The following is a 16,429-nucleotide window of genomic DNA, read 5'->3' as shown; positions in this document are numbered from 1 at the left end:
AACCCCGCCACTGCGGCTCCGCCCCGTTGTCCGCGCACCGGGGCCGCCCTAGCGTCCACCCCATGACCCTGCACCCCTCCGTCACCGTGCCCGGCCCCCGCCGGGTCGTCAGCGTCGACCTCGACGCTCCGCTGCCGCGCCTCGTCGCCGACGGCACGGGTTCCTCCGCCCTGGTCGTCGGGTACCGCGACGGGTTCCCGGTGACGACGCTCGACGTGCTCCTGACCGCCGACCCGGCCGACGCCGCCCGCGCGCTGGCCCCCCTGGTCGCCGACGGGGCCCGTCCGGTCGGTACGGCGCTGCCCCCGGTGCCGGACCTCGAACTCCCCCTCATCTCGATCGTGGTCTCGACCATCGTGACCCGGGTCGAGGACATCCGGAAGCTGCTCGACTTCCTCGAGCACCTGGACTACCCGCGGTACGAGGTCGTCCTCGTCGACAACCGTACGAAGGTGCCCGCGGACGACCCGCTGCCCGGCCTGCTGCAGGGCCGTGACGTCCGACTCGTCGTCGAGCGCCGCCCCGGCTGCTCCGCCGGCCGGAACGCCGGCGTGGCCGAGGCGCACGGCGAGATCATCGCGTTCACCGACGACGACGTCCGCGTCGACCCGCAGTGGCTCCGGTCGATCGGCACCCGCTTCGTCCGTGAGCCGGAGATCGCCGCCGTCACCGGAATGATCCTGCCCGTCGAACTCGAGACCCCGGCGCAGATCTGGTACGAGGCGTACTACGGCGGCTTCAGCGGCGAGCGCACCTTCGACCCCGTGACGATCGTGCCGGACGACGTACCCGGCGTCATGCGGCACGCGCAGGTCTCGGCCGTCGGCCCCGACGGCTCGGTCCGCAAGCACTTCGCGGTGTACGGCATCGGCGGCTACGGCGCCGGCGCGAACTGGGCGGTCCGCCGGTCGGCGTTCGACGCCGTCGGCGGCTTCGACCCCGTGCTCGGCGCAGGGGTGCCCGCCCGCGGCGGCGAGGACCTGGCGATCTTCATCGACCTGCTGTGGAGCGGCGGCCGCATCGGGTTCGAACCGCGTGCGGTCGTGCACCACCGGCACCGTCAGGACCTCGCCGGTCTGCACGGCCAGCTCCACTCGAACGGGGTCGGGTTCACGGCGCTCATGTGCGAGCTCATCGCGAAGGACCGTCGGCACGCGCTCGTGCTGGCCCGACTGATGCCCCGTGCCGGCAGGATCAAGCTCAAGCAGCTGGTGTCGCGGTTGGCGGGCAGGCGCGACGCGGCGGCCGAGACGATCACCGAGGCGTCGACGACCCGCATCCCCCGCTCCTTGGCGTACCACGAGTTCCGCGGCTTCCCGGCCGGCCCGGCGGCGTACTTCCGCAGCCGCCGGTTCTGGCGCGACGTCGAACAGGGGCGCTTCCGCGCCTAGGGGCGTGACCACCCGACGGACGGGAGGCCCGTGGCAGCGTCGCCACGGGCCTCCCGTCCGTCGGGTGGTCACGCCCGCACCGCAGGTCGAGACCGAGCGACGGTGCGGAGCGACAGAACCGATGTCGTCCGACACCGGCCCTGTCGCGGATCGCGTGGGGGCGCGCGCGCCTCAGCGGCGCCGCAGCCGCCCGACCACGTACCGCCACGGGCCGCCGAGCGCCGCGACCAGCTCGACCCGCTTGAGCCCGACGGTCGCCGCGCGGAACTCCTCGTCGACGGGCCACCCGCCGACGGCGTCCACGGCGGCCGACACCTGGTCCGGTCCCGTGCCCTGACCGAGCGCCCCGAGCTGCCGCAGCGCCCCGACGGCCCGCCGCAGCACGGCCACCGCCGTCCGGGGGCGCAGCACGAGCTTCGTGACCCACGCTCCGAGCCCCGTGCCGTAGCCGAGGGCCTGTGAGCGCAGCGCCGCCCGGTCCGACCGGTGCTCGTGCCACACGATGGCGGACGGCTCCACGGCGAGCGCCCCGCCGGAGAACAGCACCCGGGTGAACAGGTCCGGGTCCTCGCCGGCGCGTGCCGGGGTGCCGGGGCCGAGTGCGACGTCGAAGCCGCCGAGTGCGAGCGCGGCCGTCCGGCGCAGCGACATGTTGGCGCCGGTGCCGAAGGCGCCGACCGAGAACGGGAACAGCGGCAGGTCGGCCGGGGGCGCCGAGGTGCGGAACACGCGGCGGTCCGTGTTGCGCGCCCAGGTCACGCGCTCGTCGAAGTAGCGCTGCGTCGGGGTGCGGAGTTCGCCGCTGGGCACCAGCCCGGTCACGCAGACCACGTCCGCGTCGCGGGCGTACGCGTCGGCGAGCGCCGCGAGCCACGAGCGGTCGACGACCACGTCGTCGTCGACGAAGGCGACCACGGCCCCGGCCGCCAGGGCGAGACCGGCGTTCCGTGCGCGCGAGACGCCGGGTCGGGCCTCCAGGACGTAGCGGACCCGCGGGTCGCCGAGGGCGGCGACGACGTCGCGGGTCGCCGACGTGCTCGGTGCGTTGTCGACGACCAGCACCTCGAGGTCGTCGTGGTCGCTGGCGAGCACGGACCGGACGCACCGGCGGAGCGCCTCGGGGCGGTCGCGGGTGCCGATGACGACCGACATGCGGCCGACGGGCGTGCCCGTCGCCGCGGGCGGGAGGCCCGTGGCGCGCAGGGCGCGCAGGGCCGGTCCCAGCTCGGCGGGGTCCACGGCGCCGGCTCCGTCGACGGCGACGTCCACGAAGCCGGCGACCTCGGGGCCGTCGCGAACGAGCAGGCGTGCCCGGCGGAAGCCGTCGGCATCGGCGAGGCTGACGGCGGACGCGGCGAGCGCCTCCCGTCGGTCGACCGCACCGACCCAGGCGGCGCCGGCCCAGGCGGGTGCCGCCGTGGACGGCATCGCGGGCGTGAGCGTGAGCACGCGGGTGGTGGTGGCCTGCTGGTCGGTCATGCTCCGATGCTCGGGCGGCGTCGCGGTGGGGTCAACGGCGGCCCACGGGGCGTGCGGCGACGGTCGCCCGACTTGCGGTTTGCCGCCAGTGGACACGCCCCGCCCGGTAGGATCGCGGGGACGACCCGGCGGCAGCACGCCGGGCACGAGGAGGACGCATGTCGATGGGCCCCAGGACCGGACTCGACGCCGTGCTCCCCTCGGAGCGGACCGTGCTCGTGGTGGACGCCGTGACGTGCGTCTGCGGGCACGTGCAGGACGCGCACGAGCACTACCGTCCCGGCTCCGACTGCGCCCTCTGCGACTGCCCGAAGTTCCGCCGCGACCGCTGATCCGACGGGGGTCCTGCGGGAAACCGCCGCTTCCCCGCAGACGGGCTGCGGGCGCCTTGTCCGGCCCGGAACGGCGCGGTTAGCGTCGCGTCCATGGCCATCTCCCCCGCCGCTCCCGCGTGCATCGTCCTCGCCCACGAGGACCCCGTGCACGTGCGCCGGCTCGTCGAGGCGCTCGACCCGTTCGCGGTGTTCCTGCACTGCGACGCGCGGACCCCCGAGCCGGTGTTCCGCGCCATGACCGAGGGACTGCCGGAACGGGTCCGGCTCCTGCCGCGCATCCGCACCGGGTGGGCGCGGTGGGAGAACGTCGCCGCCGAGGTGTCCGGGTACCGGGCCGCGCTCGCGGGGACGGACGCGTCGCACGTCGCCGTGCTGACCGGCAGCGACTACCCGCTGGCGAACCCGGCGGAGATCTCCGCGCTGCTCGAGGCGCACCGCGCGCAGTCCTTCATCGACGTGCACCCGCTGCCGTTCGCGCCGTGGGGGCGGGACGGCGGGGTGTCCCGCATCCGCTTCCGGCACTGGGCGTGGCGCAAGCACATGCTCCGGCTCCCGGTCCCCCGTCGGGTCCCCGGCGGCGTGGTGCTCTCCGGGGCGTCCCAGCTCAAGGTGCTCGCCCGGCACCACGCCGCGGCGGTCGTCGACGCCGTCGACCGGCGCCCGGACCTCGTCCGGTTCTGGCGTCGCACCTGGGTCGCCGACGAGACCTTCGTGCCGTCGGTCCTCAACACGCCCGCGCTGACGCCCGGATTCGCCGACGAGCACGTGCCGCAGCCGCTGTGGTGGATCGGGTGGGACGGCACGGCACGGAAGAGCCCGCCGTGGTTGACGGTCGCCGACGCCGGGCAGTTGCTCGAGCGCCGGACCGAGCCGGACGTCGAGGTGCAGCACCTGTTCGCGCGGAAGTTCTCGACGGAGCGGAGCAGCGACCTGCTCGACGTCGTCGACGGCGCGTCCGGGCTGCGCCAGGACGCCCCGGTCCGGTCCGAGCAGGGCGTGACCGGGGCGGGGGCGGTCGCACCGTGACGGTCCCCCAGCAGACCCCGCAGACCCGGCGGGAGGCCCGCGCGGCGCGGGACGCTGCGGAGGCCGCTGCGGACGCGGCACGCGGGGCAGCGGAGTCCGACGACCCGGTCGCCCCCGCGCCCGAGCCGCTCGACACCGGCGCCGTCGCCGTCCGCAAGGGCTCGTCCGTCCTCTTCGGTCGTGGTCTGCTGTACGTCGTCGTCTGGTCGATGCAGCTCGTCGTCTCGTCGCTCATCTCCCCGGTCCTCGCGCACCTGATGCCGCCGTCGGAGTTCGGCGTCCTCGCCTCGGCGATCGCGCTGTTCCAGGCGCTCGTCGTGCTCGCGGTCGCCGGCATCGACCAGGCGTCGGTCCTGCAGCGCGCCGAGGACGGCGACGACCGCAAGGCCCGGGGGCTGCTCGCCGTCGGCATGATCACCGCGAGCGTCGTCACCGTCGTCGCGCTCACCACGATCCCGGTCTGGGGCGACGCAGCCGGGTTCGTCGGTGAGCACCCGCTGCTCCTGGTCGCCGTGCTCTGGACGGGCCCCGCCGCCGTCGTGCAGATCTCGCTGGCGCTGCTCGTCGCGCAGGACCGCATCCGGGTCTTCGCCGTGACCAGTCTGCTGTCGTCGATCGGCGGCTCGATCATCGGCCTCGGGCTCCTCACCTGGGTGCACGCCGACGCCACCACCTACGCCTGGGGCGGCGTCGTCGCCCAGGGCGTCGCGATGGTGATCGGCATCGCGGCCACCCGACCGCGCCTCGCCGGCCTGCTCGACGCCAGGACCACGGCGCGCGCCTTCCGGCTGGGCGTCCCGGTCGCGCTCGGCAACCTGTCGTACTTCGTGCTGAACGCCGGCGACCGCATCGTCGTGCAGCGGCTGCTCGGGCCCGACGAGGTCGCCCGCTACCAGATCGCCTACGTCGTCGGCTCGGCCGTCATCCTGCTGCTGACCTTCACGAACCAGGCCTGGGCGCCGCACTTCGCCGCGCTCCGCGACGCCGTCGCACGCCGACAGCTCGCGATGCACTCCCGTGACGAGCTCTACCGGATGCTCGCACCGGTGCTCCTCGCTGTGACGCTGGTGTCGCCGGTGGCACTGCCGATCCTCGCCCCGGCGTCGTACCGGGTGCAGGAGCTGTCGGTCGTGGTCTTCGTCGTCGCGGTCACCGCGTACCCGGTGGTCGCCAGCGGCGCGACCGGACGGTTGCTCCTGGTCGAGCGCCGCGGCGTCGCGGTCGGTGTGATCGCCGCGATCGCCGGAGCCGTCAACATCGGGGCGAACCTCGTGCTCGTGCCCGTGTTCGGCATCGCCGGGGCCGGCCTGGCGACCGTCGTGGCGTACGTGGTCCTCGCCGCCATGCAGTTGCTGGCGATGCCGGACCGCCGCGAGTGGCGCGGGCCGGGCCCGAGGATCGTCCTGACGACCGTCGCCGCCCTCGCCGTGGCAGCCGGGTCGCTGCTCCTGCCGCAGGACGTCCTGTGGAACTGGGTCCGCGTCGCGGGCGTGCTCGCCTGCCTGCCGTGGTTCCTCCGCCGGCTGCAGACCGCCAGGGGCGGTGTGGCATGACCACGCGACGGACGACCGACGACGGCACGCGCCGGCTCCGGGTCGGGGTCCTGGTGACCGGGCTCGCGATCACCGGCGGCCTCGAACGCTGCGTCCTCGAGGACACCCGCGAGCTCGTCGCCGCCGGGCACGAGGTCGAGGTGTGGCACCGGAACCGGACCGCCCCACGCCAGGACGAGGGCCTCGCACCGTACGAGGCGATGGGCGTCCGCCTGGTCGAGGCCACCGACTACCGGTTCGGCGTGCGCACGGCTGTCCGCGACGCCTGGCGCTTCGCCCGCGAGGGGCTGCGCATCCGCCGGTCCCGGCTCGACGTGCTGTGGCTGAACCGGCCCGAGTACCTGCCGTTCGGACGTGTCGTGTCGATGCTGTCCGGCGTCCCGCTCGCGGTGCACCTGCACCACGCCCCGAACTACCGCCGACTCGGACCGATCGCCGGCGGCCGGACGCGCTACTTCGCCGTCTCCCACGCCATGGCACGTGCCTGGGCGGCGTCGGGCGTCCCCACCGACGCGATCACGATCGTCCCGAACGGCGTCGACACCGACGCCTTCCCCGCTGCGACCCCGGCATCCGCCGACCGCGCTCGTGCCGCGCTCGGCATCCCCGAGGGGACGCCGACGGTGCTCTACTACGGTCGGCTCACGCGGTCGAAGGGCGTGCTCGCCCTCCTGGAGGCGTGGGGGCGCGTCCGTGCGTCGGCTGCGGCCCGCACCGCGGTCACCACTCCCCCCTCGGTCGGCTCCGCACGACCGGCGCCGCTCCTGGTGCTCGCCGGCGCGCTCTACCCCGACGAGGCCCCCGCGGTGCGCTCGGCGATCGCCGAGTTGCCGGCCGGGTCGGTGCTCGTCCTGCCCGAACGGGACGACGTCGTCCCGCTCCTGCACGCCGCCGACGTGGTCGTCGCGCCGTCGATCGAGCCCGAGGGCTTCGGCCGCGTGGTGGTCGAGGCGATGTCGGCTGGGCGCCCGGTCGTGGCCGCCGCATCGGGTGGGACGGGCGAGATCCTGTCCGGCGACTGGGCGCGGTTCACCGTGGACCCGGCCGACCCCGACGCGCTGGCCGAGCGGGTCCTGGCCACGCTCGACGAGGCCGAGCTCGACCCCGCGCTGGGCGACCGGTGCCGTGCGTTCGTGCGGGACCGCCACGGGCGCGAGCCGCACGTGGCGGCCCTGCTCGACGCACTGCTCGAGCACGCACGCTGACCGGCGGCCGGGCAGTCCGGCGCACGGATCACCGGGGGCCGCGTGCCCGCCGCCACCGGCGGAAGCTCAGCGCGAAGGACAGCACGCCCGAACCGAGCATCACCGCACCGCAGACGACGAGGAAGGGGTCGCTGCCGTCGAGGGAACCCAACGCGAGCACCAGGCCGCACACGGCGAGCACGCCGTTGGCGCTCAGGCCGACCAGGGCGACCGTGTCTTCGGGACGGCGTCGGCTGGTCACGCGGCGAGCCTACCGAGCGTGCCGCCCGCCGCCCCGCGGGTCAACCGGCGACGGGCGCACCGGACGGCAGGGTGGCCTGCGGCGTCTCTCCCTCGGCCGGCACGTCGATCGTCATCCAGTCGATGAGCAGCGAGCCCTCGACGTCCCGCGGCGGCAGCCCCTGCAGCGACCCCGTCTGCACGACGAGGTGCATGCGCTCCACGGGGATGTCCTCGGTCGTGGAGCCGACGACCTCGTCGTCCACCAGGAACGACATCCGCGTCGGCGTCCACTCGATCGTGTACGTGTGCCAGTCGGCCAGCGAGGCGTCGGTCTCGTGGTGGACGCACTTCTCGGCCGGGTCCACCAGGCAGTGCACGTTGAGCCAGGCCGGAGCACCGAGCGCACCCTCGGGGAAGTCGACCTCGCCGTGCTCCCAGACGTTCTGGTCGCTCCAGAGCAGCACCGCCACCCCGTAGCCGTCGACCTCGTCGCTCCGCATCCTGATGCTGTACCGGCCCGCGGTCTGTCCGCCCCACCGACCGTCGACGAGCGGGACGACGCCGCCCGCGAGCGGGGTGCCGTCCTCGGCGGTCCGGAGGTGCATGTCGAGCACCCCGTCGTGCGCGCTCAGCGTCGACGCCTGGTAGCGGCCCGTCCCCGCGGTGTCGGCGAAGCCGTGGTACACCGTGAACCGGTCGTCGTACGCGGCCTCGAACCCGCCCGGCGCCGTGGTGTCGTCGAAGTCCTCGGAGAACACGCGGTCCCACCCGGCGCGTTCTTCCGTCGGCATCGCGACACCGCTCGGCCCGGTGCCGCTCGAGGACGTTCCCGTGGTCGCTGCGGCGACGGCCCCGGCGGCGATCACGAGCGCCCCGGCCGCGAGCGCGATCCGTCGACCCCTCGCGCGGAGCGGTGGCCGGTGACGGGGCAGACCCGCGCCGTGTGCCGGGGATGCGCCGTGCGCGGCGGCCGACTGCTCGGCGAGGGGCCGGGTGCCCGGTTCGTCCGGGATCACTGCGCGGCCCATGCCCGGACCTCCGAGAGCCCGACGTTGATCGTGCTCGGCGAGACGCCCGTCGTGGTGAACCGCACCCACGTGACGTTCCGCGCCGCGAAGTCGACCGTGCTGGCGCTGCCGTCGTCCGGGAGCGCCCCCACCGTCACGCTGCTGCCGTCCGAGAAGGTCAGGACGCCGCTCGTGATCCGGTCGTCGCCGTTGGGGCGGTCGTGCAGGACGATGCGCTGCAGGGCGACGGGTCGGGCCCAGTCGAGCTGCAGCCAGATGCCCGTCCGACCCCAGGGCACCGCCCACTCGGCGGTGTGGTCGACCGGGTGGCCGGACACCACGCCGTCGACGGCCTTCGCGACGGTCTGGCCGTCGGCCGGGTTGTCCGCCACGGCCGTCGGGGTCGCCGAGTCGGTGACGTCGCGGAGGTTCGGGGTCGGCGTCGGGGTCGGCGTGGGGGTCGGAGTCGGCGTCGGCGTCGGCGTCGGAGTCGGCGTCGGCGTGGGCGTCGGCGTCCCGCCACTGCTCGCCGGTGCGAGGGCGCGGATCTCGGCCAGGCCGACGTTCTCCGTCCCACCCCGCACCGAGGTCACCGAGAACCGCACCCACGTCACACTGCGCGCCGCGAACGTCACCCGCTGCACCGCACCGCCGTTCGCCAACGCCGGCACCGCCACACTCGAACCGTCCGAGAACGTCAACGTCCCACCGGTCACCTGGTCCACCGAGTTCGGCCGGTCGGCCAACTCCACCGCATCGAGCTTCGTCGCTCCCGCCCACCCGAGCTGGATCCACGACCCCGCCCGACCACCCGGAGCCACCCACTCCGCCGTCGGCGCGTCCGGGTACCCGCTCACCACACCGTCCACGGCCTTCACCGCCGTCTGACCGTCCGCCCCGTTCTCCGCACTCGCCGTCACCGACGCCGAACCCGTCACGTCCGACCGCGTCGGCGGCGGTGCGTCGACCGGTGACAGGGCCCGGATCTCGGCCAGGCCGACGTTCTCGGTCCCACCCCGCACCGAGGTCACCGAGAACCGCACCCACGTCACGCTGCGCGCCGCGAACGTCACCCGCTGCACCGCGCCACCGTTCTCCAACGCTGGCACCACAACGCTCGAACCGTCCGAGAACGTCAACGTCCCACCGGTCACCTGGTCCACCGAGTTCGGCCGGTCAGCCAACTCCACCGCATCGAGCTTCGTCGCCGCAGCCCACCCGAGCTGGATCCACGACCCCGCCCGACCACCCGGAGCCACCCACTCCGCCGTCGGCGCCTCCGGGTACCCGCTCACCACACCGTCCACGGCCTTCACCGCCGTCTGACCGTCCGCCCCGTTCTCAGCACTCGCCGTCACCGACGCCGAACCCGTCACGTCCGACCGTTCGGCACCCGGCTCGGAGGGCGCGGACGGCTCGGAGGGCTGCGTCGGCACCGGTGACCCGGCGGTGTACTGGCGGCTGAGCCAGCTGGTCTCGGGACGGGCCGAGCACGCCTGCCAGGACGCGCAGGTCTCGGTGTCGTGTGCGGCGTAGGTGAAGAAGGCGTCTGCCTTCGCCTGCGTCTGCGCCGCCGTCAGGTTCGCCGGTCGGTCCGCGATCGGGTACCCCATGTACCCGGTGAAGTCGTGCGCTCCGGTGTACTGCTGCTGCACTTGGTCGGTCAGGTAGGCGACCGTGTGGTGGTCGCTGTGGTCCCCGTCGCCGTAGGTGCCCTCGTGGTCGAGCGTGTGGATGTCCGTCGGTGCGAAGTCCTGCACGATCCCCTGCAGCGTCGCACGCAACTGCGTGAGCGTGTACGACGCAGGCTCGGGCGCATCGGCGACGGTGTGGATCGTGTCGCGGTCGCCGGTGTACAGCCGCTGCAGGGACGCGTAGTCGTTCGCCCAGAAGCCGTTCCCCTCGACGTTGCCGTCGGGCAGGTCCAGGAACACCAGGCTGATCCGCGGATCGGCGGTGAGCGTCTCGGTGCGCAGGGTGCGCCCGGCGACGGACGTGCTCCCGGCGGTCGACGCCGGGTCGACGCCGGCGATGCTCGCGTACGCGGCCAGCAACCCGACCTGGCGCTCCTGCCAGTACCAGCGGGGCCTGCCGGCGTCGCCCGCGGTCACCACGACCGAGCGGACGCAGCGTCCGGCCGCGATGTCCTTCCGCAGGTCCGCACCCAGGAAGAGCAGGTCGTCGTCGGGGTGCGCGATGACGCTGAGCACCCGGCCCGCAGTGCAGGCCGCAGACGTGGCGGCCGCGGCGACCTGTCCCGTCAGCCCCGGTGCCACGAGCACCGCGAGCGCCGTCACGAGCACGACCGCGACGGACGCGACGCGCAGGCGCCGTGTCCGTCGTGAGTGACCCGCTGCAGGCTCAGTCGGTGGCATGCCGCATGCCCTCGGTGGTCAGCTCGTACATGGCGGTCGTCCCGGACGACCAGACCCGCTCCCAGTAGGGCGAGTCCGCCATGGCGGCCCCGAGCTCCTGGTAGTCGTCGTCACTCTGGTACCCGTACCGCTCGTCGTAGGCGCCGAACGGCTCGGCGACGAGGGCGTAGTACTCGGTGGCCGGCCAGCTCTCGACCAGCTCGCGCGTCAGGTCCGACACGTCGCCGGCGGCGTCGTAGTCGCCGGCCGGGTCCGGGTAGGGGCCGAGGGCTTCGCGGGTCAGGTAGCCCACGTCGAAGTAGCGTGCACCGGTGTTGCTCGGCACGGCGTTCGCCGACCCGGTGAGCAGCATCAGGCTCCCGGCCGGCGCGGTGCGGTCGTAGAAGCGCGTGGCCTCGGACTGACTCCGCGTCATCACGCGGTTCCAGTCGAGCGCGGTCTGCCCGAACGCTCCGATCGCCACGAGCGCCGCCACGGCTGCGCCGGCCACGGCGAACCGCACGGTCGGGCGACGCATCCCCCGTCCGAGCAGTGCGCCCACGGGAGCGAGCCTTCCCGACGGAGCCGGGAGCGCGGCCGCCAGGATCGCGATCCACGGCGTCGCGAACAGCACGACGCGGAAGATCCCCTCCTGCCCGTAGTTCGTCGCCACCAGCAGCGAGATCGGGCTGGCCGCCGCGGCGAGCAGCGCCCAGTGCGTCCGGTCCCGACGCACGAGCACGGTGACGACGGCGGCGATCCCGAGCAGCACGAGTGCGGCCGCGGGCACGTCGAACGCCAGGCGGGTCACGAGCGGCTTCGGCAGGACGGTCATGTCGTGCGTCGGCGGTTGCACGTTGTCGAGCACGCGCCCGACGGCCGCGAGCGACAGGAACCGCCCGAGGATGTCGCCGTTCATCGCCGCGAAGGCCACCGCCGGCACGAGGACGACGACCGGTAGCCACCACGGGCGCAGCATCCGGAAGACGATGAGCGTGACGAGCGCCGCGACCGTCAGGTACGGCGAGATCTGGTGCGTGACGACGAGCACGATGCCGATGACCGTGATCCCGATGATCCGCGACAGGCCCACGCGGCGGGCGCGGGGCTTCGCGGCCACGCTCCCGTCACCGGTGTTCGCGGCAGCGACACGCAGCGGGCCCGTCGCGAGCACGAGGATGACGAGCGACATCAGGATGCCGGTCGACTGCGGCGAGAAGTACGTCGTGTTGAGCGACCCGGTCATCGCGGTCAGCAGGGCGGCGATCCACGGCCGACGGGCCCCCGGCAGCCAGTGCGCTGCCAGCACCCCCACCGCGGCGGTGGTGCTGAAGGCGAGCAGGACCGGGAACCACGCGGCGATGAGCATCGTGTTGCCGATGCCGCCGACGTCGGCGACCCAGGCGGCGCCGGCGAACAGGCCGGACCAGGTCTGGAAGATGTCACGGGACGGGTCGGTGCCACCGAACTGCCGGATGTACTCGACCACGCCGATGTGCCGCGCCGCGGCCGTGACGGTGGGGACGCCGTAGGCGATCGCCTGGGCGAGCTGCACGACACCGCCGAGCACGACCACCGGGACGGCGAGACCGCGGCCCCGCACCAGCGCGACGACGGCCGCACCCACGACGAGCGCGAGCCCGACCACCAGCGCCGGGCCGAGCGAACCGAACAGGCCCGCGGGAACCGGGTCGCCAGCGTGCACGAGCGCGGCGACGACCACGACGACGAGTCCGGCGGCCGACAGCGTCGTGACGGTGGCGGTCGTTCCCCACCGGGGGCGCACGGCTGCGGTGGGGACCAGTCGCGCGCGCCGGAGTTCGGCCAGGTCGCGCGGGACGGCGACGGCGAGGGCGGCGGCCGTCAGCACCACGGCTCCGACGAAGGGTACGGTCGGTGCCCAGACGTGGAAGGTCGCCATCGTGTAGCCGATGCCGATCGTGCCGACGAGCGACGCGGTCACGGCGTACACCGCGAACCGGGCCAGGGGCACCGGCCGGACGAGCAGCATCGGGGCGACCCCGAGCAGCGCGAACAGGAAGACCGCGACGGCGCTGGCGCGCAGGGTGCCGAGGTCGGCCACGCTGCCCACGGCGGCGAGCAGGAGCGTCAGCACCACGACCGCGGCGGCAGCCAGGCGCGCGACCGGACCCATGGCGTCATCCTGGGTCGGACGGGGTGCGTGGGTGGTGGCGAGTCCACGCTGGAGCTGGTGGCGACCGTGTGCGGTGCGGTCGATGGTCCCCGCACCGCCGAGCCGCTCACGGAGCGCCAGGAACGGCGCGGTGAGCACGGAGCGTCGTTCGACGCGGCGCAGTCGTCGGGTCGTCGCGGTGAACTCGGCGTCGACGGCGTCGCGCCCGACGGTCCCGGCGTCGCGCCCGACGGTCCCGGCGCCGTGCCCGACGCCCGCAGCGCCGTGCCCGACGGGCACAGCGCCGTGCCCGACGCCCGCAGCGCCGTCCGGGTCCCCGTCCGGCTCGAGGCCGAGGCGGGCGAAGGCGCTCAGGGCCTCCGGCACCGCGTCGACCGAGGCGGTGAGCGTGTCGCGGTCGAGGGCGTTCTTGGTCATCCAGGCTCCGAGTCCGTGGCCGTGCGCGGCGGCGGCTGCGCGGAGCGACGCGACGTCGTCCGCCGATCGCTGCCACGCGATCGCGGCCGGTTCGACGGCGATCGCGGATCCGGCGAACAGCAGTCGGGTGAAGAGGTCGAGGTCGTCGCCGCCGCCGACGCGGGTGCCCGGCCCGAAGGCGGTGTCGAAGCCGCCGATCCGGAGCGCGGTCGCGCGGTGCACGGCGAGGTTCGCGCCGGTGCCGTAGGCCGAGGCGGCGAAGGGGTGCAGCGGCACGTCGTCCGCGGCGTCGTCGAGGCGGAACACCCGTCGGCGCACGGTGCGTCCGCCGGGTGTGTGGTCGTCGTGCCAGCGCTGCGCGGGCGTCCGCAGCTCGGCGCTGGGGACGAGCCCGGTGACGCAGGCCACGTCGGGGTCGGCCGCGAAGGCCCGGGCGATCGCGTCGACCCAGCCGGCGTCGACGACGGCGCCCTCGTCGACGAACGCGACGACCTCGCCGGTGGCGGCGAGCAGTCCCGCGTTCCGGGCCGCCGCGAGGCCGCCGTCGGGTGCGGGGATCGTCGTGACCCGACGCCCGTCGAGCTGCACGGTCGCGACGCCACCGTCGTCGGCGCCGTGCGAGACGACGACGACGTCGAGGTCGGGGTGGCGGTTCGCCAGGACCGAGCGCATGGTGGTGCCGGCGGCGCCGTCCGTGCAGAGCACCACCGTGACGGACGGCAGCACCAGACCTGCTGCCGGCCGACGGTCGGGCACCGGCATGGGCCGGACGGCGCGCTGCAGGGCGCGGACGTCGACGGTCCCGCCGATGCGGCGACGCTCGGTGACGTCGACCTCGACGAAGCCGAGCGGCTCACCGTGGTCGCGGACGAGCAGCCGGGCGCGGCGGTACCCCGCCGCGCCCTCGAGGGCGACCACGTCGCGGTGACCCGACGCGTGCACGTCGGCACGGTCCACCTCGCCGACCCACAGGGCGCCGTCCCAGGTGGGGACGAGCGGCCCCGCCACGATCGGCGAGAGCACCATCGCCAGGGTCGCGCGGGTCACGGTGTGCCCACCGGCTGCGGGACGGGCGTGGCGGCGGGCGTCCGCACCACGACGGTGCCGAGCACGCGACCGACGGCGTAGCCGGTGACGGTCGACGCGACGGACACCAGGATCGCGGCGGCACGCAGCCCGCCACCGTGCCCGACGGCACGCAGCTCGCGCAGCACCGCCCCGGGGATCACCCGGGTCAGGTACGTCGACTCGCTGGCGAGGGAGTCACCGGTGCCGACCCGACGGCTCAGCACGGCCTTCGAGATCCCCTCGTAGTAACTGCGTCGGCGCAGGTAGCGCATGGTGACGCGGTCCGGGGAGACCCGGTGCGAGACGTTCGACCGCGGCTCGTGCCGGATCCGGGCGCCCGGACGGGCCTGGGCGATGCGGATGCACAGCTCGGTCTCCTCGCACCCGAGGGGCTGGTTGCCGACGCGGCCGATGCCGGACCGGAAGCCGCCGGCGAGCAGGATCGCCTCGCGGCGGAACGCCATGCTCGAACCGATGACGTTGCGGACGTCGCCGGGGGTCTCCGGCAGCCCACGGTAGGAGCACCCGACGATCCACAGCAGCTCGTCGGCGTACGGCCCCGCCCCGGTGGCGTCCGGCCACGAGGGGGTCGCACGGCCGCCCACGCCGACGACCTCGGGGTCGTCGAGCGCGGTGAGCATGTGTCCCAGCCAGTCGGGGTCGGCCGTGGCGTCGTCGTCGAGGAACGCGACGACGTCGGCGTCCGTCAGGGCGACACCCGTGTTGCGTGCCCCGGAGAGGCCGCGGTCCTCGGTGTTCGCGACGACCCGCAGGTCCGGCCACCGAGCGGCCGCCCGGGCGAGGAGCTCGGGCTCGTGGTCGATCACCACGACGACCTCGGGCGCCTCGGGCTGACGCCTGGCCGACTCGACGCTGTCCTGCAGGTCGCCCCAGCGCTGCTGGGTGTAGGCGCAGATGACGACCGCGACGCTCGTCACGCGACGTCCTCGTCGGCGCCCACGACGGCGGCGACGACGGGCGCGCCGACCGCGGGCACGACCGGGCTGACCGGACCGACCGGGACCGACGGTGCGGCGGCGGCCGGCGCCGCGGGCGTGGCCGCGAGCTGCTCGGCGGGTGCGACGACGCTCATCGCCGCGCGCCGGACCTCGGCACGTCCGATCGCCGCGCGGCGACGCTCGTGCATGATCGACTTGAGCACGCGGATGCCGTCGGTCACGGCGTTGAGGTTGCTGGCCCCGTGCACGCGGAGCTTCTCGTGGCTCGGCACCTCGGTGATCGCCAGCTCGGCGGCCGACCACCGGCAGGTGAGCACGGTCTCGATCTCGAACCCGTCGCCCCACAGCATCGAGCCGTCGATCGGCTTCGGCAGCTCCGACGACAGCAGGCCGATCTCCGGCAGCACGTCGGCCCAGAAGGCGTTGTAGCCGTAGCAGAGGTCGCTGTAGCGGGTGCCGAGGATGATGTTGCAGAGCATGTTGAGCCCGCGGTTGCCCAGGTTGCGGACGACGGTGATGTCGTCGCTGCCACCGCCGAGCGCGTAGCGCGTGCCCTTCGCGACGTCGGCGCCGTCGACGAGCGCCTGCACGAAGCGCGGGATCTCGTCGGGGTCGGCGGAGCAGTCGGCGTCGAACATCACGACGACGTCGCCGGTCACGGCCTCGAACCCGCAGGCCAGGGCGTTGCCCTTGCCCTTCCGGGTCTGGTGCACGACGCGGATGTCGGGCATCACGCGCTGGGCGGCGGCCACGGTGTCGTCGACGGAGTTGCCGTCGACCAGGATCACCTCGTACACGGGCGGGAGCTTCGGGAGGATGATCTCGAGGTTGCGGGCCTCGTTCCGCGCCGGGATGACGACGGAGACCCTCGGGTCTGCAGGGCGGACGGTTCGTGCGGGCATGATCGCGGTCCTGTCGGGTCAGGGTGGTTGTCGGGGCGTGCTCGCGGGTCGAGCGGCGCCTCGTCGGGCGATGCGACGACGGTCGGACGTCGTCGGTCGGGATGCGGACGCGGGTACGGCGCCGCCGGGTTCCGCGGGTGAGTGGGTACCCTCCCCCGCGGCTCCTACCCTCGCCGCGGGCAGCAGGCCGGTCAATGCGCGGCGCGGTCCCTTGCGGACACCCGGGTGCGGATACGGAAACCCGCAACCGCCGTGCGGGCGGCGCGTCGGCGACGGCGGCCCGCGTGCCGTGGGCGCACCAGGACGACGGACGGGAGGCTCGGGGTACGGCCGCCCCGCGCCTCCCGTCCGTCCCT

General features: G+C 74.5%; 12 protein-coding genes. 5 read left to right on the top strand and 7 right to left on the bottom strand.

Annotated elements, in window-relative coordinates:
- Positions 1–62: 62 nt before the first annotated feature.
- Positions 63–1,391, top strand: coding sequence for a glycosyltransferase (locus LEL83_RS15185; protein WP_225559449.1), 1,329 nt, complete (start codon positions 63–65; stop codon positions 1,389–1,391).
- A gap of 171 nt (positions 1,392–1,562) precedes the next feature.
- Here LEL83_RS15185 and LEL83_RS15180 read toward each other — a convergent pair whose 3' ends face one another.
- Entirely contained in the window at positions 1,563–2,870 is a 1,308-nt protein-coding gene (locus LEL83_RS15180; protein ID WP_225559448.1) for a glycosyltransferase family 2 protein, read from the bottom strand.
- Positions 2,871–3,028: 158 nt separating this feature from the next.
- Here LEL83_RS15180 and LEL83_RS15175 point away from each other — a divergent pair, with 158 nt between their 5' ends.
- The 4 genes from LEL83_RS15175 (at position 3,029) to LEL83_RS15160 (ending at position 6,989) form a co-directional block, all read left to right on the top strand.
- The gene (locus tag LEL83_RS15175; RefSeq protein ID WP_225559447.1) at positions 3,029–3,202 is read left to right on the top strand and encodes a hypothetical protein; all 174 of its coding nucleotides are present in this window, start codon (positions 3,029–3,031) and stop codon (positions 3,200–3,202) included.
- A gap of 93 nt (positions 3,203–3,295) precedes the next feature.
- Entirely contained in the window at positions 3,296–4,231 is a 936-nt protein-coding gene (locus tag LEL83_RS15170; RefSeq protein WP_225559446.1) for a beta-1,6-N-acetylglucosaminyltransferase, read from the top strand.
- Positions 4,228–5,784 carry a lipopolysaccharide biosynthesis protein gene (locus LEL83_RS15165; protein ID WP_225559445.1) on the top strand — a complete coding sequence of 519 codons (1,557 nt, stop codon included), beginning with the start codon at positions 4,228–4,230 and terminating at the stop codon, positions 5,782–5,784. Before LEL83_RS15170 ends, LEL83_RS15165 begins: the two co-directional genes overlap by 4 nt.
- Positions 5,781–6,989: a glycosyltransferase family 4 protein gene (locus LEL83_RS15160; protein WP_225559444.1), complete on the top strand. Its 1,209-nt coding sequence runs from the start codon at positions 5,781–5,783 to the stop codon at positions 6,987–6,989. Before LEL83_RS15165 ends, LEL83_RS15160 begins: the two co-directional genes overlap by 4 nt.
- Before the next feature lie 28 nt (positions 6,990–7,017).
- Here the strand turns inward: LEL83_RS15160 and LEL83_RS15155 are convergent, their stop codons facing one another.
- The 6 genes from LEL83_RS15155 to LEL83_RS15130 are packed head-to-tail and all read right to left on the bottom strand — an operon-like array spanning position 7,018 to position 16,073.
- Positions 7,018–7,230: a hypothetical protein gene (locus LEL83_RS15155; protein WP_225559443.1), complete on the bottom strand. Its 213-nt coding sequence runs from the start codon at positions 7,228–7,230 to the stop codon at positions 7,018–7,020.
- Positions 7,231–7,270: 40 nt separating this feature from the next.
- Positions 7,271–8,239 carry a glycoside hydrolase family 16 protein gene (locus LEL83_RS15150; protein WP_225559442.1) on the bottom strand — a complete coding sequence of 323 codons (969 nt, stop codon included), beginning with the start codon at positions 8,237–8,239 and terminating at the stop codon, positions 7,271–7,273.
- Positions 8,224–10,593 (bottom strand): PIG-L family deacetylase, encoded by a 2,370-nt coding sequence (locus LEL83_RS15145; protein WP_225559441.1) that lies wholly within the window; start codon positions 10,591–10,593, stop codon positions 8,224–8,226. Before LEL83_RS15145 ends, LEL83_RS15150 begins: the two co-directional genes overlap by 16 nt.
- On the bottom strand, positions 10,580–14,191 hold the full coding sequence (locus LEL83_RS15140; RefSeq protein WP_225559440.1) for a glycosyltransferase: 3,612 nt from the start codon (positions 14,189–14,191) through the stop codon (positions 10,580–10,582). The genes LEL83_RS15145 and LEL83_RS15140 overlap by 14 nt, the downstream gene beginning before the upstream one ends.
- Positions 14,188–15,150 (bottom strand): glycosyltransferase family 2 protein, encoded by a 963-nt coding sequence (locus tag LEL83_RS15135; protein WP_225559439.1) that lies wholly within the window; start codon positions 15,148–15,150, stop codon positions 14,188–14,190. Before LEL83_RS15135 ends, LEL83_RS15140 begins: the two co-directional genes overlap by 4 nt.
- A complete protein-coding gene (locus LEL83_RS15130; protein ID WP_225559438.1) occupies positions 15,147–16,073 on the bottom strand; it encodes a glycosyltransferase family 2 protein in 927 nt (308 codons plus the stop codon). Before LEL83_RS15130 ends, LEL83_RS15135 begins: the two co-directional genes overlap by 4 nt.
- Positions 16,074–16,429: the final 356 nt, after the last annotated feature.

Origin of the sequence: Curtobacterium oceanosedimentum (assembly GCF_020297365.1) — a bacterium.
Lineage (GTDB): Bacteria > Actinomycetota > Actinomycetes > Actinomycetales > Microbacteriaceae > Curtobacterium.
The sequence above is the reverse complement of the archived record's forward strand: the minus strand, read 5'-3'. Positions and strand labels throughout refer to the sequence as shown.